This window comes from Butyrivibrio sp. ob235, assembly GCF_900109475.1.
Taxonomy (GTDB): domain Bacteria; phylum Bacillota; class Clostridia; order Lachnospirales; family Lachnospiraceae; genus Butyrivibrio.
In genome coordinates, this window is sequence record NZ_FOBE01000032.1 from 1 (window position 1) to 22,421 (window position 22,421).

Genomic DNA, 22,421 nt, shown 5'->3' on the forward strand with positions numbered 1-22,421 from the left:
GCGCACGGATGACCACAAAAGAAAATATGAAAGAACAGGACGATACAGCAAAGCGAAACGCTGAGGGCCAGCGATTCATCCCCACCGACTATGTCAGAAGGAGTTTTCTCGCTGATACATCATAATCCGTAGCTGTCATCTTTTTTGCTTCATCTGCAACCTGCCTTGCAATAACTCCGGGGCCTGTAGCAAGTTCAAGTACTTCTTTATCCGTAATCACTGCTTTTATGCGCTTGTACATGGACTCATATGCTCGCTTATTTCCGGGAGTTCCTGTGACGAAACTGCTGTAAACCGGTGCAAAGCGATCCCATACATTTTTATTAGACGAAGACAGTATTCGCATGTCCTCGAGAACAATCTCACTCTTCCACTCTTTCGGGATATTATCAGGCTCATATACCATTCCGTAAAGCTCGACCCCATCGGTAAAGTGCTGAGTCACTACACATTTCATTCCCAGATGCTCATATTTATTTTTCTTCAGCACCGCATCCGTATCCAATACCACAGGAACTGCCTGTCTTCGACCTTCCTCAAATGCAATCTCCAGGACCTTTCGCATGAAACCTTTGCCCTGATATTCTTTTCTTACTGCAACCATGCCTACATAAATGTACGGCACCTTCAGTTTTGACAGTATGGCTCCATAGCTCTTTCCAGAATTAAAGAAGCCCTTCGCTACAGCGCATATGTAATCACTCACGGCCTGTCTGCCTTTTCCAAGATACCCCATTCCGAATTCTGATTCAGCATACTGAAAATCTGCAAAAGCATCTCCTATATCACGAATCTCTTTTTCACTCAAAGAATTTATCTTAACTGACATAAACTACTCATCCTCCCTGTTTTATATCAGATATCCGTTTGTATCCTTTTCAAGGTCTATCCACGCTTGAGGAATATCGCCATATTCCTCAATGTATTCCTTGAAATCTCTGTTGAGTGCACTCATCTCATCGATTGCATTCATGGCATGATCTGAAGTGCAGAGTTTGCCAAGTTTTGTTGTGAAAATGAACTGATAAAACGGGATATATTTCTTCTTGAACTTGGGATTTCTGAAGTCTTTATCTGAATCAGGCATTATTTCATGCCCGTTGTCTTCCAATATTGCGTAGGCCGCGATAGTTGCGTCCATGATCCTGTTGATGTAGGCTTTGTCACGCTTAAGTTTTTTAATGTCTCCGTTCGCATAATAGCAGGCAAATGCTATTGGAATAACTGATGCCGCATGGCACAGAAGCCAATCTGTCATGTTAGGTTCATAAACGACTTTGAAGTTTGTTCCGGAAAAGACATTTCTTATAAAAGCCTCCCCCGATGGATTTCCTTTTAAATTACCTACGGTTATCTTATTCAGTGTTACAGATCTGATATAGCTCTTTTCCCTGTGACCTGCAGACATTGCAAATGCAAAAAGAACTGACTTCTCCGATAGTGCTTTTGTGAGTTCGTCTGTCTTGAGATTGTTCCCAACAAATACTATGTTCTTGGAGCCATTGTTATTTAGATCCTCAACAACACTGTCCACCTGGGTATATCTGACCACTACAAAAATAACGTCGTATATATCATCTGATTTCAGTTCATTGATCACAGGTATCTTCACATTGGTCTTCCTGCCAAAATAGTGATGTATACTGAGACCATTTCGTTTTATCTCTTCATACCATTTGCCGCGAGCAAGGAGTGTTAACTCTTTACCCTGCCTGTATAGGCTGTTCGCAAGGTTCCCCCCTAGTACTCCTGCACCATATACAAGTATTCTCATTTCATTCTCCTCTTTTTATATCCACACGCCTCGGAAACCACGGAATGCATCTATTTACATTTTTCTTATACTCTGCGTATTCTTCTCCGTATAAATCCAGGAGCCACTTTTCTTCTGTGTTGATCAAAGCTATTGTCATGATCAACCAATCGATAATCGGAAAAAGGAGCAGCCATACATTGTGCCACATCAAGGTTATTCCTGATAAAGCAATCCACCAACCGCTGTACATGGGATTTCTTACCCAGGAATATATTCCCTTGGTTTGAAGTCTGTTCTCCGTTATCGAGTCATCCATATCCGAGCGAAGCGCACCTATGTACCAAACAGCTGCTCCTAACACAATGAGCAATGCACCAACAATACGAAATATGAGAATCCATGGTTCATACAAAATTCCTATCTTAAAGACATAGCTAAATAGGATAATCCCCACAACATTTACCATGGCAATTCCATAGATTATATATGGTCCAGCTCCGAATAGCGGAAGCTTCTGTCCTTCTTTCATGTAGTTCTTTAACATTTTCTTATTACCTCGTCATCTCGAAGTATCACGCTGTCTAAAATAAAACCATCACAATCCCCGCCACAATAGCTGCACCGACAAGCCAAATCAGCGCAAGGATTGTTCTCTTTTTTATAACCTGTCCCCAGGTCTGCACATATGGTATATCTTCACATCCGGGCAGAACCCAAAATTTGCTGTGCCCAACCCAGATTTTATCTATAACAACACCATCATAAATGTTCATTGCTTCAAGAAATAAAAGTGCCTGTAAATATGCCGCCTTAAAATCAGATGTACTGTTCCATAACCCGATAATGAGTACCAGAGCTACCAGCATCACAATGAAGAACTCTGTCATAAAAATCCTGCGTTTTTTCTGCATGATTTCCCTTGTTGTCAGTCCTATCTCAAAAGCCCTCTCCTGCACCGGTTTTGGATAGAAATACAAACCATCAATAGCACCGCCTCTTACTGCGTACTTAACCATTACAGTGAACAATAAGCAATATAAAATCAGCTGGATCATAATAATCACCACAGCCACCTCACCCAAACGTAATCTTTATGATCTGCATTTTAACCAGGCTATCACAGAACTTGATCATAAGCTTATGAAAGAAACCGACTTCGTTATAGATATCTCTGTATCCCCTCATGTAACTCCGCGCAGTTACAGATGCGAAATTACTACTCCACGCTTCTATTTCAGATTTATCTTCAATAGAGAAAAACGCATTCACATCCGATATTCCCGCTTCCTTCAGCCATGTCTTAGTCATCATCTTTGCACCGCGCCGGTTACAGGAATCGAATACAATAACCGCACCGGGAAATCTTTTCGCCATCTTTTGGAACAACTCTCTTACAGCTTCAGTCTTAAAATAATAGAAAACACCTGATGCAAAGAAAACAACACCATGCGACGGATTTATTTCATCCATCCAGCAATCATCATTAAGATCGTATCCTAGATTATTCTCCCTCTCTCCTGCAGGAAGGATCTCATTCCTGACCTTTATCACATCAGGCATATCTATGTTGTAACCCTTACAAGTTCCGTTATCACATTTTCTGAACGTATCATCCAATCCGCACCCAAGATTTACGATCGCTGCATCCGGATGTTTCTTTAGATAATCCTTTACCTCCCATGCAAGATCATACTGCCTCTGAGCAACTTCAAGCGCGCCAAACAGTCCTACTGTGCTCTCCATCTTCTTGCCCTTTTCTTCAAAATCATAATCCAGCATAGAGCAAATACGCTCAGCCTCCGGATCCTTAAATAAATCTGGAAAATGTTCCGAGCATACTTTTCTTCCAAACAGCGGTATAATCAGTGTTTCCTGTACAGTGTTTTTCTCAATATGATACATGTGTCTTAACCTCTGTCATTAGGCTACTTTAGGTTCTCTTATCAGATCATACATATGAAATTTTTCGCCGCAGTTTCTGATTCTATCAAGCTTCATGCCAAGATGCTCGTACCTGTCACTTTTATCCTTATCATCAGTATCAAGAATGACCGGCACTCCTTGCTTATCAGCAAGTTCATACGCATAATCCATCATCTGCTTCATAAATCCTTGCTTTTGATATTCTTTTCTTACAACCAATACCTCAATTCTTAAGAACTTCCTCTTGGATTTTTTCATTCGTGTCTCTATGGAACCACCTTCAGAAAAACACGCAGAAATAAAATGCTTCATCTTCTTAAAACCACCAAGGGCCTTTTTCTCGGCAATTATCATCTTCATGCCATCTGAAAATCCAATAGAGTTCACGCCTTCACCTGAAAGCACCAAGAATCCTTCTCTGTTCTCAGATGTTGCATAAAGCATCCCGCTTTTATAAGCTGCTTTTACTATAGCACCGATGTAGATATACATGTTTTCTCTAGTGCCAATATATTTAATAAGGCCTTCGTCGCTCTCATTGTATGAATAATCGTAAAAAGCATCTGCAATTTGTCCGGATATTGTTTTAATATCCGTTTCCGACAATCCTCTCATCTTAATCATTTTTTCAGTCCCCCAGCAAATCACCAGATAAAAAACTTTAATATCCCATAAATAATCCCCGAAAATACAATTGCCATTATCGCTGTATATACGCATCCTATAAGGAATCCCTTAAAATGGAACATATAATCCTTATATCCCTTACATCCTTCTGTACCCTCTATGACTACAATCTTAGGTGTGATTGAGCATACTAGAATCCAGTCCATAACAAGAAGATCTATAGCATTCCATATCATACCTACGATAAATACATATACGAGTACCATTAGGAAAGTGGTCTGAGCAGAGGCAAATTTTGTCAGTCCAAATGCCAGCAGTGATCCAAATATCACAAGACATATGATTCCACACACAAGCTTTGCCTGCTTTTTCTGTTTATCTGTAGGTTCAGGAAGTGTCGCTGCCTCTTTAATATCTTCAGGATAATCATGAAGTAACTCCCACGGATACCATTTGAGAACAACAAATATATATCCTATCCACAAAACAGACCACATAAGTCCTGCTATAATCGCATTCATATAGCCTCCACTCCTCACTTCTTCGCAATAACAGTAATCCACGGTTTACTCTCATGATGATCCGTCTTAACCTTTGAAAAGCCGGCTCCTTTTAAAGCACCTTCAATCTCTTCTACTGTATGACACTTCATCCCGTCGATGATGCTTTCAAATTGGAGGCTCGCTTTGTCAGTGCCATCGGACTCATTCACGATCATGAAGGTTCCTCCGGGTTTAAGTGCCTTATTTACCTCTGAAAAGCACTTCTCGAGTCCCGGCCAGAAATAGATAGTCTCAAAGGCAGTTGCAAGATCATACTGCTCTTCCATTCCTAGTTTAGAAACATCTCCCTGTTGGACCTTACAACGTCCTTTCTTGATCATATCCGTATTGTATGCTGTCGCCTTTTCAACCGAAACATCAGAATAATCAATGGCTGTCAGCTTTGATGCAGGATACTTCTCCATAAGTGCGTGCGCATTTCTTCCTCCGCCGCAACCAACTTCAAGAATTTCTTCCGGTGCAATGGTCTTAAGATGTGCCATGCCCCAGTCTGCCATCTTGGCATGACCGCTGTTCATACCGTTAACCATCATCTGACCTAGAAAGCCTTCAGGTTTTCTTGTCTGACTAACAAAATATTTATAAAGTCCCATATTTATTTCCTCCCCATAAGAATTGCTGAGCCTGTAAGTCCCATCCATGTGGACTCCCACTTGTTCATGAACATGCCATTTGTTGTATCAATAAGTCTAACGTCTTCGTATCCCATAGTCTTAAGCTTCTCTACAAAGCTCTCCATATCTCCGTATTTGGATTTAGACATAATATCGTGAATAGCAAAAGTGCCGCCTTTCTTAAGTGTCCTTAATGTTTCAAGAAGGATTGCCTGCCTGTCCTTACTTGGAATGTTGTGATATACATAATTGCTTGTCACTGCGTCAAATGACTCGTCATTGAAATCCAGCTTACAGGCATCTCCCTGCTGAAAGGATGTATTATTTACGCCTTCGGCTACGGAATTACTTTCGCAAAGATTTTTGCTGAAGGATGCATACTCTTTTCCCCATCTGTCTATACCGATAATCTGAGCTCCCGGATTTTTCTTGGCACAGGCAATACTCAGAGCGCCGCTTCCACATCCGACATCAAGGCATTTACCTCCGTCAGGAATCTTAACGTATGACGATACTCCTTCAATGATATGCCTGGACATTTGTCTTGTTCCATTATAGGAAAAAGCCTTGTACATAAGGAACATCCATAATGTCCCCAGCGCGGACAACACCGTCAGCACAAGAAATACTATTCCCGGCACTGACTTAATCCCCAAAATCATAGCTATCACAAGCAACACACATGTTACAGCCAATGTCCCTAATACCATTCCTTTTGGTACCCAATTCTTATAATCAGCTTTCATATCATCCTCCTTTATTCATGTTAGCGTTTGCTAACTATGAATCATAGCACTACGCTTCCTTGATGTCCACATGCCTACATTTATTTGTCACTACGAGATTTCCCTTTGAATATCTTAATGATAACACTTCTCGTTAGTTATTGCTAACTTTTCTCAGGAAATATTTGGATCGCTCATCTTATATAGTATTATCTGCTGCAAAACCGATAATGCATAGTATCAGCAGTACGCATTGGGTGACAAATTCTGCCGCAATCACAAATATTTATACTTGCGGTAGTGGTGTTTTTAATCCATATACTGCCACAATATATAAAAATCATGTTTGCAGCAGTAATTTGCACATGTAATTATCTGCCTCAAAAGAGAAATATTGATAATGTGGCAGAATTATGATGCCACAATTGACTGCCTCAAACTTCCAGAATTGTAATTGCGGTAGAAGATTTATCCACATATAACTGCCGCAACTTCCCAAAAAAGAAATCGCGGCAGGTACTTGATGCAAAAATAGTCTGTGTCAAAAACGCTTCATACGCTTCATATAATCACTGCATGGAATCGTTACATATAAGTTCAGCTGGTGTATCGCGAAGAGCGTTCTTGCATCTGAAATATAGATCAGCACCTACACGAAACCATACGCTTGGATGATCTTGCAAATTCCGTAAAACTTAACAACAACTATCTCTCAACTCTTTTCAAAAAAGAAACAGACTATATGGATAGCGACATCAGCGTAATGCTACAGAAAAAGAGCCTTGATCTAAAAATCCCAGCCCCTTAAACAAATCGTAGGGCTGGGATTATTTTTATTTACTTTGGACTGGGATTATTTTTATTTGCTCCACTCGACAAGCTTGCCGTCTTTTATTGTTACATCGAGCTTATCTCCCGGTTTTAATTCTTTCCAAGTGGACTCATCTATCGTGTATTCTTCAGTCTTTTTCTTACTTTTTCCAAATGACTTATAATTCAGTTCACCGCTCATCGTATACTTTGATGACCTTCCGGCTTCTCTTTCCTTGTCAGTGAGATTGAGAGTTGGCCAGTAGGGATTCTTGTCAGTTCCCGTGGTCGTCTCGGTTCGTTCATCAACCCACCTGTCTATATCATAATAGTATTTCGTATCATAGATGGGTTCCTGCCTGTAAACGGGTTCCTCCTCCGTGTAATACTCAGTCGTATAATCCGGAACGTAATTGTTATGCTCTGTAAAAGTTCCGTCTCCGTTATCCGAATAGCTTGTCTCGTAATGCCCTCCGTCCTGAACCTGCCGTGATTTTGTCACTGTTTCATAGTGGTCAAGCACCGACTCATAGCTTCGGATTTCCCAGTTCGTATAGGCAAGTCTTGCATCGCTTGGAAGATTCCAGTCCGACTCCCGGAAAGTTTTGTTTTCCTCGATATCAATGGAGTTTTCCCAGGTCAGGGTCTTTACATCAAAGGTATAATTTTTCGGTCTCGAAACTATACTGTTTATCAGGATTATAATGAGAATAGCGATTGCGATAATCCCGATTAAGCGGAATCTTGAGAACGATCCTTTGTTTCCCGGCGCAGAAGTCGTGTTGTTCTGAGTACTGCTTGGCTTTACTTCGGGCTTTGGTTTTTTCAGTGAAAAATAATCATCTTTGCTGTCGCTCTTCGGCGATCCGCAATTTTCACAGGTAGTTCTTTCCGCAGTGTTAAGCGCTCCGCAATATTCACAGTACCAGTCTGCTCCCGTAACCTTGTGTCCCGGAACATATTCCACCGGCCCGGACTTCATGTAAAACTTGGTCTCTTTTCCCCTCTGTCTTCCACAATTCGGACAGTCATAAGTTTTTCCGGGTATTCCTGTACTTCCACAGGACGGACAGTCCCAGTAGCCCATTACAATCTTATCTTCCATTCGAAATTTTCCTCCAAGGTCGTGCTCTATTATATTATGAAAAAATATAGAATTTCACTCCTCCTTTAACGAGTATAGAATATACAAGCGCCTTTTAGAATAGTTAATATTGTAAAATAGAACTGCTTATTTTGTTATATTTTGTCAGCCTGCTTTATTGTGGTCTGGGATTTACCCGGACAATAAATTCTTCATGATTAACCTGATTTGTTGTATCGAAAATTCTCTCGAACAACAAATCAGGTAGATTGTAGTTGATTTGTTGTGCCTGCATTTTTTTCATGCAACAAATCATCTTGTTTTATATTGAATTGTTGTTCCAATCATTTTATCATGCAACAATGTAGCTATATTCATAACAATTTGTTGTCTCGCCATTTTTTCCGTACAACAAATCAGACCGAAATTGCCTGTTTTATTGTGACACCCCTTAAACAAGTGAAAACCACAAACATAATAGAGGGCAAATAGGTCAAGGCATAACATACTAAGCAAAAAATACATACACACAAGTAAGGCTCAGAGCTGATAGCCCTGAGCCTGTTACATTTTTGAGGATTACCAAGTGCATTTCTCACTCCGCCAGGAGCTCACTAATCTCATCATACGGAAGATAAGGAATTTCCTCTGTCTCCTCGAGCGCCATGTAGCCGTCCTTGAAGCTTACATTGTATTTCACCATATTGAGGGATTCGGGCTCAGCGAGCATGATGAACTCGCCTGATTCAAGGGCGTCATTGAGTTGGCTGTCATATTCGTCCTTGGTGACTTCCTCTTCATCTATCATGTAGGTTTCGACTTCATTATCATTGTCGTCTAACATCTGAAAATGACCTGCTGAGAAGAATTCCTCGGGCTGATTGTCTCCAATAACATAGAAGGTGTAGTATTCACCTGTAGGTGCGCCGCTCTTGATAAACACATTTCCCTTTTCGATGTATGCGATGAAATGTCCTTCCATACCGGGACCTATGTCACTTGCAAGAAGAACGGCTTTGCCTGCGTCTGCCGTGTACAGGAAAACCTGATCCTTATCCCAGGAGCCCTCTGAGCTTGAAGCGGCAAGTTCAGGAATATCGTCGTCATTGACATCAACAAGCGCAAACATATCTGCATCGCCTGCGGAAGAAAGATCATCTACAACCTTCTGATATGCCTTCTTGTATGAGCCCGCTGAATCAGGCAAGTCATCAGCCAGTGCAGTGTCCTCATCTTCAGCCTCTACAACAGCCTGAACCTTGTCTTCAATAGAAGAATCAACGGGCGTTCCATCTCCGCAGGCACACAAAGCAGTAGCCATTACGCCAACTAACATCACACTAATAATCTTATTTCTCATAACAAAATCACTCCTATCCACTCCTCAAAAACAGCGGATACTTCACTAATGTCCTTACAGAAGCATCCCTATAATTGCCCTTTGCAATAGTATACCCTTACGCCTTTGCCGCTTCCTTCTCTTTCTTCTTCTCCTTGATGGACGAAGCGGCGGCACTGCCTGCTGCGGCTGCAAGACCTGCTGCAGCTGCGGTAACGGCTACATTAGGATCAATATCAATTGAGCCCAGAGCGCTTGCAAGTCCCTGTCCTATTCCTCCGGCACCCGATACGCCCTCAGCTCCGCTGGTATAATTATTGGTGACATTTTGATTTATCACCGTGGAACTTACATTGACTGTCGTCTGACCTGCGCCGCCATTAACAACAGCAGTGGCCCCGGCAGATGCGCTTGCTCCCGCGCCTGCCCCGGCAGAAGCAACCACAACAGGTCTTTTGTAAAAATCTCTGTTGTGCGCTTTTGCGCGGTCAACTTTCTGAACTGTTTTCTTCTCAACATTGCTGTAGCTCTGAATGACTTCGCTAAGGACCTGTCCGGATAAATCGAGAACCGTTCTCTCTTCCTCGAGCTGCCTGATGAATCCCTTAAGATCATTCCTTATGTTTACGAGAAGCTCATCTCCCCCAAGCTTACCGATAATCTGATTAAGCTGGTTCACATAGTTATCCATATCCTTTGCAATTTTCTTTAGCTGTTCGCCCTGCTCGGCGACAACCTTGTAAGATACTTTATATGCCATATTTTCACCACCTCATATTCAACTAAAAACGTTGGTCGGGAGCTTGGGAATATCCTTTGAATTCTTGAGATCCTTAGCAACCTGGTCGTATCTGTCAGCTGAGTCGTAAAGTGAATTGACCATTTTCCCCATAGTCGTCAACGCTTCATTGCACTCATCCATCAGCTTCTGAAAACTTGTCTGATAAGTGTTCGCCGCTTCGCCTGTCCAGATATTCTTGAGAGAATCGATCTGTCCCTTGGCCGAATAGCAGGATTCCCTCAGCTCTGTCTGCACCTTGTCAACCGACTCAGCAAGCGCCCTGAGTTTTTTCACATCTACCTGAATATTTACGTCTGCCATAATCTACCTCCTCAGCCTCTGTGTGACAACTTCTGAACGATGTCCATGGCCTTGCTGTCGGCCTGATTGTAGGTGTTGCAGTTTTCCGTCAGTGCATCCGATGCGCCTCTTATGGCCTTCGCCATATTCTGAAAAGCGGTATAGTTTTTATCATACTGCTTCAGATAAGTAGTTGCGGCCTCTCCTGACCATACCTGCTTTATGCTTGACATTGTCTCATCCAGCTTTTTTATCTGCTTCGTCATTGATGCATGAATATTATCAAGTTCGGTTGCAGCAGACATCATCTTTTGAATATTTACTGTATTTTTCGTCGCCATAAATTACCTCTTTTCTTAGGATATTCCAGCTGCTGATCTCTTTGCTGCTTCCTCTGCCTGCTTGATCTTCTTTGCGGTTTTCTTTAAATAATCCGAAACATTCTTTAAGTACTTTGCCTTCGCGTCCATGTCTGATTCCACTTCTCCCAAAAACCTGATAAAGGCTTTTCCGGAATCTCCGGTCCAGGCAGCATTCAGATTATCCTTTACTCCGCCTATAGCGGGCTTTGTCTTACTTCTGAGGTCGGATGCAAGCTGCTCAAGATTCTGGGCCTGCTGCATCGTCTGCTGATAATTAAACTTCATATGCTCATCCCCCTTACGTAAATGTACCGTCAAACTTAAGTGATTTGCTGGTGTTCTCCACCTTCGTCTCTGCCTTATCATAGACACCTGCAAGTTCCTTCAGTCCCGTCACATAACCATTAAGCACTCTGATGATCTCAGCAGAGCTCTCCTTAAGCTGTGCTGCCGTATTTCTGATATCATCGGATCCGTCTCCCTGCCAGTTACTTCTTGAGCTCTTTATTTCCTGCTGAAACTGTTCGAATACATTTTCAAGATTTTTAATAAGCGGGCTGAGCGTATCCGCGGTGGACAGTAACAGCGCAGTATCCATTTTTGTATCATTTCCTGCCGCCATATTTTCCTCCTTCCACAGCCCCGGGAAAGGCTTTTTCACCTTCCCCGAAAACTGTATCAAGCTATCAGATCTTCAGTTTTCCTATAAGACCCTGTACTTCGTTTTCAGATGCTTCGTAATCATTGGCCAGCTCATTCATGAGATTTCCGACCTCCATGTACTGCTCTATCATCTCTTTGAGGGCCTCCTGGTCCGCCTGCCAGTTCTGCAAAAATTTTGTGGCAACATCAGACTGCCAGCCCTTAGCCAGACTTCCCAGCGCATCATTTATTTTTCCCACGTTGTTAGACAGATCTCCCGCAAGGTTGCTGACTTTGCTCGCTGTCTGTCTGAGTCTTTGTGCATCAACGTTTGTCATATCTGCCATAGCATTCTCCTTCCGGCAATAGCCATAATCTCATATCAGATCAGCATTATGCGTCCGCCGCTCTTAACTCCGATACTCCCCAAAGTCTCGTTGTCCTGCAGAAGGCCGTTCATATCTATGCTGCAGAACAGCACCTTATCAGGATTCGGAAAAATGTTAAGATTCTCGACAGCCGTTATCTGTCTTATCATCTCTTTTTTTACGGTTCCTACCGACATCACAGAGTCTGCTGAAAACTCGTAGGTCTTGGCAATGCTTGGAACCCTGGTTTCTAATAAAATTCTGCTCATAACCTTTCCTCCTTTAACAGTTAACAGACAAACTGCTTTATACAAGCGGTGTGATCATTCTTACGGCTGTGCCATCGTCCAAAAGTGCAAAGCCGAACCCTGCAGGGAGCTGCCTTACAGCATCCGCTGAGGACATTTCGAAGTGAAGGACACTTTGCTGATCAAACATTCCGCCGAGGTTAACGCCGCTTTCCATTTCCGTGAACTGTCTTGATACCTTGTACTTCGCACAGTCTGAAACGTCGTCGTTTGTCATGGCTGCTATGAAGTAGATCTTGTGATCTCTTCCCTTTTCAAGAGCCGTCTCAAAGAATCCGTTCATGCCATATTCCTCTGAGTAAACGGTTTCGATGAAGTAAGAATAATCATTTATGAGAACCATGATTCTCTTCTGATCCTTCATTGCATCAGAGATAGGTGTTCCTGAATTCTTTGCATCATTGACGATCTTATTTCTCTCACCGAACTTTGGAACTATTTCATTCTGCATCAGTTTAAACAGTCCTGCGTCATCCGTTATATACTCTGAGATTCCGTTTTGCGCTGCGAAGTCTTTGAGTTCTTCATTTTTCCCATCAAAAATGATTACTTCGCTTCCTTTGTCCTTAACCTCAAGAGCGATAGCCTTCAGGAGGTTTGTCTTGCCGGTCTCTCCGAGACCGATAAGGCTTATGCAGTATTCCTTATCCATATCGAAGGAAATAATGTTTTCACCGTCTACTGTTTTACCTACTGCAAGTCTGTTTTCGGGAAGCGCTTTTGCATCATTTAAAAGGTCCTTAATGCTAAGGGAATCAAGAGTCTGTCCGGGCTTTTTTGCACCCTTAGAATCTCCTTCCACCGACACCGCCGAGAGGCTCTTTTTGATGCTCTGCGCCTGTGAAAGGCCGTCTGTCTCCGGCACAGGAAGGGCTACCTGGAACTCTACGCAGCCGGGAGCCTTGATGAGACCTCGTCCGGGAGTTTTTCCTTCCGGAACGATCTCGGTGTGATCACCCACAACTGCTTCATACTCGAAGCGGTCGGGCATCTGAAGACCGATACCGGTGCCAAAGTTCTGACGGAGTCTGCTCCTTAGATCGCTAGAACCGTTGGTTGTTATAACTGTGTAAATACCGTAGCTTGCACCTTCTCTTGTGAGCACCGATAGGTCATCCTCAAACCTGTCATAGTTTTCATAGAATGCCACAAAGTTGTCTATTATGAGAAGAAGTGCCGGGCAATCGGATGCATGCTGAACATATTCCTTATAGGAACCGATACCCATTCCCGCAAACTTCTTCTTTCTCTCTGTGAGCTCTGTCATGAAGAATTCGAAGGTGTCATTGAGCTTCTCATCCTCGCCATCGAAGCATATGCTTCCGATATGAGGCATCGCTGAGAATACTGCCATTGTGCGAGATGAGAAATCAAGTATGTAGATATTCACATCCGATGCGCTGTAATTTGTAACCGCGCCATAAATAATGGTCTGCAAAAGAGTTGTCTTTCCTGATCCGGAAGCACCGCAGATGAGCAGATTTCCGTCTGAAAGGAAATCAACATAAGCTGTGTACTGGCTCTGAATCTCCGGATTATCCGCAATACCTACGGGGAGACGCAGGCTAAAGCCCTCGCTCTTCTCAGTTTCAAGGTCACTTAAGTAAATTCTGTTCTTAAGAGCGGGAAGCCATATCTGTCGAACCGCTGCTATATTGTGCTCCTTTGCGATCTCTGCCGTGTATTTTACGATTGCGTCAAGCTGCGTAAGCTTCTTGATATTATCCGACTTTTTATTCTTATCCTTTTTCTTCGGAACTCCGTTTTTACCGATCAGATTGATGAGTTCAACCTTCGCATTCTTCTCATCCGTGAACGGAACACCAGGTTCATACTCAGCGCCTGACCAGCCTGACTGGAATTCTTCGAAGATTTCATCGCTTCCTACCTGGAAGAATCCGCGGCCTGTTCCTGTGATGTAAGCTGCATCGGGTCTCTTCAGCATCTCATTGGAATCGCCCTTGTCCGCAACACGCAGGCACAAACGGAATCTTGTATTTGACCATATCTCATCATCAACAACGCCTGAAGGTTTCTGGGTTGCAAGGATAAGGTTTACGCCGAGTGAACGTCCCACGCGGGCTGCTGATACAAGCGAACGAACGAATTCCGGCTGCTCTTTTTTCAGCTCCGCAAACTCATCAGCGATTATAAGAAGATGCGGCATGGGCTCTGTTGCTATACCTGAGCGATAAAGCTCAATATAGGCATCGATATGCTTAACCTTGAACTCATTGAAGAGCTTCTGCCTGTGCTTAATCTCTGCATTGATGGACAACAGCGCTCTGTTTGTCGCATTACCGCCGAGGTTTGTAATGACACCCGAAACATGAGGAAGTCCCTCAAAGCTCTGTGCCATTCCGCCGCCCTTGTAATCGATAAGGATAAAGGCCACCTCATCAGGATGGTAGTTAATTGCAAGTGACAGGATATAACTCTGCAAAGTCTCTGATTTACCTGAACCGGTAGTACCTGCTACGAGACCGTGAGGTCCGTGATACTTTTCATGGATATCCAGGAAAAGCGGCTGATTGCCGGACTTATAACCTATCATTGCTCTCATGCTTTCATATGTGCGGTTTTCAAGCCACCTGTGATAAATATCCAGAGACTCAATGTTGGATGTCTTATACATATCGAGGAAGGTGAGCATATCCGGAATAGCTGTGGAAACGCCTGTCTCCCTGAGGTGTATGCCTGAAAGTTTTCTGGCAAAGGTCTCTGCCTTAAGCGGAGGAAGATTGTCAAAGCTCACGTTATGTCTTGCAGGGAAGGCATTTATTGTTGAAACAAAGCCGCACTCCTCCTGGCTTGCAGTTACTATGGTTGTGCAGCCGCTCGGAAGCTTATCGGGTGCATCTGCGAGCATAACAACGGAAATACCCATCTCCTCTGTGGGATTGAGCAGGTATTTACATATAGGCTCTTCCGCAACCAGTGAATAGTCTGCGATCACGAAAACATAGTGCGGAAGGATCTTCTTATGGTCGTCTTTTCCTGCTTCCTTACCTGTTTTCTCGATTCTGTCACGGATAATTCCGGACATGAAATACATAACATCACCAATGCTGTTTTTGTCGCAGCACATGAGACGAAGCTTTCCGTCAGGTGACCAGATATGGGGAAGGAATCTCATGTAGTTCCAGTTGTCTCTTTCCTTTGACGGGAAGACCATGCACATTCTCACATCCGTGTAAGGATGAGCACTTGCAATCTGGACAGTCATTGTCCTTGCAATTGCTATGGCACTTGGTCTGTCGGGCGATACAATGCCGACAAACCTGTTTTTATAAAGTGAAAGCGAAACCGGAACGCCCTTAAGTTCAGCCATTGCAAGCTTGATATCCTCAGTCCGTTTATTCAGAGGATCGTGCTCCTGCATCGCCTGTTCTTTCGAGGTCTCGATTTTATTAAATGAAGGAATATCGCCTGTTCCGAGACGAACATCCAGGAAATCATCGTGAACCCAGCTCTTCTCCCAGAGTCTGGAGGTCTCACCGATTCCGATATCAGCCGCTTCATTTACGGATGGATAAGTTCTAGCTAAAACTGCGGAGTTGTATTCCATCTTATCCTTGATTACGCCCTGCATTTCGACTGTGTAATTCTCAAAGTTCTTAACTCTCGCCATCTCTGCCTGACGGTAAACCTTATCCTGGTATCTCGTGTTAACAATAGCCCAGATTGCACCTACAACTGCAGCGCCCGCACTCATGACAACGCCTGCGCCTGCAAAGCCATCTCCCATCGCCAGAGTTGCACCAAGAGCCATGGGTATAATCATGGTAAAGGACGGTCCGATGGTGAGGAGCAACGGCTGCTTCTCCTGTTTCTGTTTAGGAGGACACTTTTCAAGTGTGATTGTCTCAGTGTCAAGCACCTCAAGTTTTCTAGGTGTACGGAGGAAATACTTTTCTTCTTCCTCTTCGAAGTTGTCATCTCCGCCACCGGTTGTAGTGATATTTATTTCCTTGATTCCGTTTACCTGGCAGGCTTCCTTGGGATTATTGATCGCCAGCGTACTTCCAAGGAAAATAATCTTAAGTCCGATGATATAAATGACATCACCGAAAATCAGCTTCTTTTCACCCTGAAGCATTCTGCCGTTTACAAAGGTTCCGTTCATGCTGTCGAGGTCCTTGATGATCGCACCATCAGCTGTAAAGGATATCTGCGCATGCTTCGGTGAAACGAACTTATTGTTATAGCTTATTGTATTGGAAGCATCCTTTCCGATCACTATGGGTGACTGATTGTTTTGTCCAAGGAGATATTTTTTAAACTGAGTATTGCCCTCAGCTACTTCTTCTGCGGTAAGTGAAAATACCTGGCCATCCTTGAATTCGCAGTTAACAAACAGACCGTCCACCAGTGTAACTTTATCAACCTTTGTCTCATTCTGGGTGATGGTAAATTTTCCGCCTCCCGTGAGAGTCCAGACTCCGTCCCACACCTCCAGCGGGAGGATTACATCATCATCTCTGCCGCTGATATACGGCTTGATTTCAAGAGGAACAGTTTTGTTGTCCACATCGGGAAGATACAATTCACAAAAACCGTTTTCAAATACGGTCGTTACTAAAAAACTCATTTTCCTCCTCCTTTATCTGCTTCCAAAGTCATGTATCATATTTGCGAAAACCAAATCATATGGTTCTAAATTTTCCATTGGAGCGAAGAATTCCATCTGTAAGAAATAATCCTTTCCGTTTACTGTATCTCTCCAGGTTGTCATATAGAAAATCTCGTAATACGTTCTCCCGCACCAGTCAAACGAATAGGTCCTATAGAAGTCCTCCGCGTTATTCTGCATATATCCCGGGCTTCCCTCTTTTCTTCCTGATATGTTCATCAGTAACATCTCTATACCGCTTTTCGCCATATTTTCGTAATATTCGATAAGGCTCTCCTCGGTGACATTGAGATTATCAAAGCCCTGTTCTACCTCTATCCTTTGTATCATTATTCCTGCGCCGTTTGTGTCACTGTATACCCTTAAGCCGGTTTCCGGTCTTTCATCCATATAAAACAGGTCTTTCGGCGCCTTCATGGTTAAATCTATTTCCGGATATTCAAGCACACCATCCAACGGAGCATCGGCTGAAGGAGGATTTGCACCTGGTATCAACATCGCATCCTCTGAGTTGGCATTTACAAATCCATCACGAAGTGTATTACCTTCTGCCACATCATCACCTGGTCCCATGCATAATACACTCACTAATTCCAGAACACCTTCATCGGATATTTCGAGCCATATTCCTCCGCCTCCGCTCTTTTCCTTGGAAGTAAAGCTGCAGGTGTAGCAATACTTCTCCGGTGTTCCTGTCGTAAGATCGGGTTCCACCTCATCGGAAATGACTGCTCCCGGCACAGTTTTGTCCAGATTTTCCTTCAGTGAGTTCTTCAATATATTTATGAAAGTATTCGTATCTGTGTAAGCAATACCGCCCCTCATGTAATTCCTTGACCCGTTATCAGTTGTCATACACTCGACACCCGCTCTTGTAGACACATGCGTGTCTTTCTCAGGTGCAAAGTCCACAAAAGTTGCGTTGCTGTCTTTTTCGGTCTCGGAAATCTCCGAATAAAATCCTCCGGGATACTTAATGGCTATCTTGTTATAATCTGCATTTGGTGTATATTCGGCATCAAATGAAAGGCCAGCATAATCCACTTTTCCGATATTTGATGCGGCATCAAGCAGGGAAACTACGATAAAAAGTGTAACAATAACTGCTACAACTCCTACACCTATGGCAATCAATTTTCCCTTTGCCGCTTTTTTCTTACGCTCCGCAATTTCGGCTTCCATCCTTTTGACTTCCGCCTCTTTTAAGTCTCTCTCTGCCTGCTCTTCGGCAGCCTTTTTCTCCTCCTCCTTTTTCTTCTGCTTTGCTACAAATAGCGCCGCAGTTTGTTCAGTTTCTTCATTTTCATTCAAAAACTCGTCGCTCATAAATTCTCCCCCTTTTTAGTCTTCCTTGTACATATGCTGAAATATCTGCTCATATTCGTCGCTCTTATTCTTCGGAGCCAGCATGTAAAAGATCGTGGAATACACGTATTCGTCTGTGGGATACAATGACATGTAATCCCCTTCGATATACTCGCGCCCGCTTACTTTCAGATTATAATGTGATGCATAATCAATATCATTGGTCTCAGCCGGTTTCTCATAGGCAAGAGTTCTCTCCGAATAAACAACCTTTCCCTCCAGGAACTTTTTTATTGCTTCCCTGTATATCTCATAGAGAGCCGGAAGCTGGCTTTGCTCAATCGGAACGAACGATGCCTTGTCAGCGTAAACACCTATGTAAATAAGTATGATAGCGCCGTTCTCATCCACGGCCTTGTACCATTTTCCGCCGTTATCCGTAAAACTATCCAATTGGGTGAACATATTCTTGGGAATACGGACTCCCGCATTTAACTCATCAATACTTATCCTGTCATAGTCTCCTAAATCTTTGGCCTCAGCATACCCGGGCATCTTCAATTTGCTTTGTGCGTTAATCTCTCCAAACTGATTGCAGAGTCTTGCCGCACTTTCCAGATCATCCTTACCGGCCTTACAATCGACTGCTTCAACAAGTACATTTCCGTCACTGTCCTGTGTGCACCATCCTAAATATGCTCCGCTCTTGTCATCTAATTTATAAGTGCACTGATACTCATATACCGTGCTGTTTAAATCCGTGGGATCGCTGACGTTTTCCGTAATCAGTTCCGCTCCCTGCAAGTGTTCCTCTGCAACGGCTTTAAGCTTGTCATTTATTTCCGTCCAGGAAATGTTTTTCATTACATTGTCATAACCGGTCTTAGCTACGATTACATCCATTTCCGGACTTGAACTTTCTTTTCCGCCAAATACTATATCCACTCCGTCACTTGAAGCATTCTCGGTAACCTCTCCAAAAACCGTATCAGGATACATTATCTTCAGCCCGTATCCTGCTTCTGCCACTTCGTATTCAGCATTAAAATCGGCAAGCTCCTCGTAAGCCTTCTTAGGTTTAATCCCCGATACAACCATCGCTATTATCAGGATTACAACAGCTAATCCTGCCCCTATGAAAATAGGCATAAGCTTATTCTTGGTTTTATGCTTATCTCTCTCCTGCTGCTTAATATCAAGATTCTTTTTAAGATCCTCTGCCTTGCTTTTTCTGGAAGCCACCGCCTCTTCCTGTCTTCTAATCTCAGCTTCCCTGGCTTCCCTCTCCGCCTCCTCCTGCTCAGCTTTTAGTCTGGCTTCTTCCTCAGCCTTTTTCTTTTTTTGACCGGATACAAATAACACCGAGGTATCTTCTTCAAGGTTGTTCATATTTTCATCGCCCATTGCTTCTTCCTCCTTCATCCCTGTTCATATGCTCCGTCGCCCATTTCAGCCATACTAAGAATCTCATCATGACTGATTTCCACATCTCCGAAGCGGACGAATATTCCATTTGTTACAGCGCTGTTCCATACTCCCTCATCCGCAAGTCTCTTGAACCGTACCTTGTCCAGATGGGGTTTCATATCCAAGAGCATACTTGAACCGGACACAAAATTTACCCTCAATATAAAGTCAGCCATCGGCTCAACATCCAAAATGTATTTTCTTTTCACATAAACCCCCTCCTTAATGAAATAAAAAAACAAAAACCACCGTACAAATTGTACGATGGTTAAAAAAATATAAACATTAACTAAAAGTTAGGTTATTTATTTTCGATTAGGGAGAAGAGTTTTTGGCGTTTTTTACGGCGGTCGCCTTCTATCTCGAGTTTTGAGTAGATCTGGTTTACATACTGCTTGACGCTGCCTTCGGAGATGAAGAGCTTTTCTGCGATCTCTCTCCCGCTCATGCGCTCATGCATAAGAATGACAATCTCGTACTCGCGATTTGTGAGACCGCTCAGGGATGCAGGCTTTGAGACTTCTTTCTTCTGCTTGTTTATGCGCTGCTCCATCATCATACCGAGAGTGCAGATTACATCCACAAAGGATGAATTGTCTTCAGTAACACACTCTTTCAGGAGCTTCTTTATATAAGAGTAGTTCTCAGCAAAAGGAAGTGCAAGCTTGTCAGGCATAGCACCTTCCAGAGCCTTTTTTAGCATCTCTTTTGCTTCTTTTCTTTTGTTCATCATCTCATAGGCTGCTGCCGACTGAATATTTATGTGTATTGCCACCAGCGCATAATGCATACCGATGCATCTTCCCATAAGCTCTGCATTTCTCGCAATTACCTTAGGATATGCCCCCTGCAGAAGATATACCTGGTTTTCAATCATTTCATTCATCGGCTTACCCGGTGCCAGGAGATTCACGGAAGAAAGTGCATGATCCCTAAATACCTCCGGAATTTTGTCCTCTTTTCCCAAAAGAGCATAGTAATACGCGAGGGTTGCGCTCCATATATTAATCTGCGCAATATTACGCTGCTTTATCAGCTCGTTGTATCTGTTTTCGAAGCTGCATCTGATATCCGTATCAGCAAAAAGTGACAGCCTTCTCGCTGCAAAATCCGCACATAAAACCATGTTCTCCTGATTCGCGGACTCCGCCATGTTGTAGGCCTCCTCGAGGAGAAGCTGCGCATCCACAAAATCTCCCTGCATCATGCAGGCCTCTGCTCGCATTATTTTCTCAGCACCTTTGCCATGTCCGTCGGTTATCTTGTAATAATGAGGCATGCACTCATCCATCTCCGCAAGGTACTTGACGAGTTCACCCGGCTGTCTGTAATACATCATGAAAACCGAAGGCGAAGAAAAAGTCCATCCGCCCTTATTACTCAGACTTATCGCGCTGTGCGTCATATGCTCACTGGCGCTTCTGTGGAGCCTGCTCATAGCGCTGATATCGTTATACATAAGAAAACTTGTTATGAGATCACACTCACCAAGAAGATTGTCACGCTCGGCCTTGTCCATTTCGGGATGATTCTCGATAGATGCAAGGAGAAGGCCCTTTAGCTCCATCATTTTCGGAATTCTCTGCCAATTGAACATACACCTCATCATTACGAGAAGCGCCAGTGGATGCCTGTCCAGAATCTCTTTTGGGCACTGGTCCAAAGTTGCTATAGCCTGATCAGGATTCTGTGTTGCCAGTAATATTCCGGCATCCGCCTGAACAACATCGAGTATCGCATCATAATTTCCACTCTGCTTATAAGCTACCAGAGCATGAATGTACTGTTCATGTTCTGTATACCAGTCACCATATCTGTTTCTGTAAGTGAGCTGTTTTTCCATAGGGAGTTTCGCAAAAGTTCTCTCCGCACACTCCTTCATCATATGATGGAAGCGGAAGTGAACGCCATCAGGAAGTTTTGTCACAAAGGCATTCTGCTCGGTCATGGATTTTATCAGAGACTCTGACATATCGAGCTTCGTTATATAGTTCGCCATCTCTACCGTAAACTCGTCCGCAAGCCCCATTGCCGCAAGAAATTCCTGCTCCTCCTCTTTAAGAGGATCAATCATCGCAGCACTGAACATGGCATAGATATCCGAGTTACTGTCCGCGAGCATTCCCTGCTCCGACAGCGTACGCAGATTAAGATATATTGCAGAAAACCATCCCTCACTTGAATACAGAAGTTTATCTGCCTGTTCCGATGATAAATCTGTCCCACATTTATGTGCATATACAGTAAGCTCTGTGTGATTCAGTCTGAGGTTCCCTACTCCTATCTGATGAACCTTGTTTCCAAGCCTCAATATCTCTCCTGCCGGAATAAAGCGATCACGGCTGGCGATGATAAGATGCACATTTGAAGGAAGTCTTCCTACCAGAACACATATAAACTTAGTCACTTTATGATCTGTCATAAGGTGGAAATCATCAAGAAAGATATAACAGGGTTTCTCTCCCTGCAATTCATGACAGACAGCATCAGCTAACAGACTTCCGCTGGCGGGGTCTGTAGGATAAGGATACTCCTGAAGGAAATTGTATCCGGCGAAGCTGAACGCATCCTGAACACTTTTCCAGAAAATGGTAACATTATCGGAATACACACTGATACGAATGGTATCAATTTTTTCATCATGCGATTTTTCAGAAAGAAACCAGTTTACGGCAGTAGTCTTCCCGTATCCCATCGGCGCCACCACTGTAGTCAATGGGCAAAAAGCAACCTGCCTCAGGCATTCCTGAAGGCGTTCGGAAATATAAATAGTGTTTAAATTTCCTTTGCGTTTTGGCATGATATTATTCCCCT

At 43.3% G+C, this 22,421-nt stretch carries 23 protein-coding genes; all 23 read right to left on the bottom strand.

The window, feature by feature from the left end:
* Positions 1-88: 88 nt before the first annotated feature.
* Entirely contained in the window at positions 89-829 is a 741-nt protein-coding gene (locus tag BMW61_RS17565; RefSeq protein WP_091824641.1) for a GNAT family N-acetyltransferase, read from the bottom strand.
* 21 nt (positions 830-850) lie between these two features.
* Positions 851-1,774, bottom strand: a complete 924-nt coding sequence (locus tag BMW61_RS17570) for a ketopantoate reductase family protein (RefSeq protein ID WP_091824644.1) — start codon at positions 1,772-1,774, stop codon at positions 851-853.
* 1 nt (position 1,775) lies between these two features.
* Complete coding sequence (locus BMW61_RS17575) at positions 1,776-2,300, bottom strand: methyltransferase family protein (protein ID WP_091824647.1); 525 nt, start codon at positions 2,298-2,300, stop codon at positions 1,776-1,778.
* A gap of 37 nt (positions 2,301-2,337) precedes the next feature.
* Positions 2,338-2,811, bottom strand: coding sequence for a hypothetical protein (locus BMW61_RS17580; RefSeq protein ID WP_242876790.1), 474 nt, complete (start codon positions 2,809-2,811; stop codon positions 2,338-2,340).
* Positions 2,812-2,830: 19 nt separating this feature from the next.
* Complete coding sequence (locus tag BMW61_RS17585) at positions 2,831-3,658, bottom strand: class I SAM-dependent methyltransferase (protein WP_026499132.1); 828 nt, start codon at positions 3,656-3,658, stop codon at positions 2,831-2,833.
* Between the two features lie 18 nt (positions 3,659-3,676).
* Entirely contained in the window at positions 3,677-4,303 is a 627-nt protein-coding gene (locus BMW61_RS17590; RefSeq protein ID WP_091824650.1) for a GNAT family N-acetyltransferase, read from the bottom strand.
* A gap of 20 nt (positions 4,304-4,323) precedes the next feature.
* Positions 4,324-4,827: a hypothetical protein gene (locus BMW61_RS17595; RefSeq protein ID WP_091824652.1), complete on the bottom strand. Its 504-nt coding sequence runs from the start codon at positions 4,825-4,827 to the stop codon at positions 4,324-4,326.
* A 14-nt stretch (positions 4,828-4,841) separates the two neighbouring features.
* On the bottom strand, positions 4,842-5,462 hold the full coding sequence (locus BMW61_RS17600) for a class I SAM-dependent methyltransferase (protein WP_091824655.1): 621 nt from the start codon (positions 5,460-5,462) through the stop codon (positions 4,842-4,844).
* Between the two features lie 2 nt (positions 5,463-5,464).
* Complete coding sequence (locus BMW61_RS17605) at positions 5,465-6,229, bottom strand: class I SAM-dependent methyltransferase (protein WP_091824658.1); 765 nt, start codon at positions 6,227-6,229, stop codon at positions 5,465-5,467.
* Between the two features lie 838 nt (positions 6,230-7,067).
* On the bottom strand, positions 7,068-8,123 hold the full coding sequence (locus BMW61_RS17610) for a zinc finger Ran-binding domain-containing protein (RefSeq protein ID WP_022762463.1): 1,056 nt from the start codon (positions 8,121-8,123) through the stop codon (positions 7,068-7,070).
* A 574-nt stretch (positions 8,124-8,697) separates the two neighbouring features.
* A complete protein-coding gene (locus tag BMW61_RS17615) occupies positions 8,698-9,462 on the bottom strand; it encodes a hypothetical protein (RefSeq protein WP_091824661.1) in 765 nt (254 codons plus the stop codon).
* A 97-nt stretch (positions 9,463-9,559) separates the two neighbouring features.
* Positions 9,560-10,201 (bottom strand): hypothetical protein, encoded by a 642-nt coding sequence (locus BMW61_RS17620; RefSeq protein WP_091824664.1) that lies wholly within the window; start codon positions 10,199-10,201, stop codon positions 9,560-9,562.
* An 18-nt stretch (positions 10,202-10,219) separates the two neighbouring features.
* A complete protein-coding gene (locus BMW61_RS17625; protein ID WP_091824667.1) occupies positions 10,220-10,543 on the bottom strand; it encodes a WXG100 family type VII secretion target in 324 nt (107 codons plus the stop codon).
* Positions 10,544-10,554: 11 nt separating this feature from the next.
* A complete protein-coding gene (locus tag BMW61_RS17630; protein ID WP_091824669.1) occupies positions 10,555-10,863 on the bottom strand; it encodes a WXG100 family type VII secretion target in 309 nt (102 codons plus the stop codon).
* Positions 10,864-10,878: 15 nt separating this feature from the next.
* A complete protein-coding gene (locus BMW61_RS17635) occupies positions 10,879-11,169 on the bottom strand; it encodes a WXG100 family type VII secretion target (protein WP_175475284.1) in 291 nt (96 codons plus the stop codon).
* Between the two features lie 13 nt (positions 11,170-11,182).
* Complete coding sequence (locus BMW61_RS17640; RefSeq protein WP_091824674.1) at positions 11,183-11,506, bottom strand: WXG100 family type VII secretion target; 324 nt, start codon at positions 11,504-11,506, stop codon at positions 11,183-11,185.
* Positions 11,507-11,570: 64 nt separating this feature from the next.
* Complete coding sequence (locus BMW61_RS17645) at positions 11,571-11,873, bottom strand: WXG100 family type VII secretion target (RefSeq protein ID WP_091824677.1); 303 nt, start codon at positions 11,871-11,873, stop codon at positions 11,571-11,573.
* 35 nt (positions 11,874-11,908) lie between these two features.
* Positions 11,909-12,163 carry a ubiquitin-like domain-containing protein gene (locus BMW61_RS17650; RefSeq protein WP_091824680.1) on the bottom strand — a complete coding sequence of 85 codons (255 nt, stop codon included), beginning with the start codon at positions 12,161-12,163 and terminating at the stop codon, positions 11,909-11,911.
* A 37-nt stretch (positions 12,164-12,200) separates the two neighbouring features.
* Positions 12,201-16,793: a type VII secretion protein EssC gene (gene essC, locus BMW61_RS17655; RefSeq protein WP_091824685.1), complete on the bottom strand. Its 4,593-nt coding sequence runs from the start codon at positions 16,791-16,793 to the stop codon at positions 12,201-12,203.
* A 12-nt stretch (positions 16,794-16,805) separates the two neighbouring features.
* The gene (locus BMW61_RS17660; protein WP_091824688.1) at positions 16,806-18,161 is read right to left on the bottom strand and encodes a hypothetical protein; all 1,356 of its coding nucleotides are present in this window, start codon (positions 18,159-18,161) and stop codon (positions 16,806-16,808) included.
* Between the two features lie 15 nt (positions 18,162-18,176).
* Positions 18,177-19,544 carry a hypothetical protein gene (locus BMW61_RS17665; RefSeq protein ID WP_139176431.1) on the bottom strand — a complete coding sequence of 456 codons (1,368 nt, stop codon included), beginning with the start codon at positions 19,542-19,544 and terminating at the stop codon, positions 18,177-18,179.
* A gap of 14 nt (positions 19,545-19,558) precedes the next feature.
* Entirely contained in the window at positions 19,559-19,816 is a 258-nt protein-coding gene (locus BMW61_RS17670) for a hypothetical protein (RefSeq protein ID WP_091824693.1), read from the bottom strand.
* Positions 19,817-19,908: 92 nt separating this feature from the next.
* Positions 19,909-22,407, bottom strand: a complete 2,499-nt coding sequence (locus BMW61_RS17675) for a helix-turn-helix transcriptional regulator (RefSeq protein ID WP_091824696.1) — start codon at positions 22,405-22,407, stop codon at positions 19,909-19,911.
* Positions 22,408-22,421 lie beyond the last annotated feature (14 nt).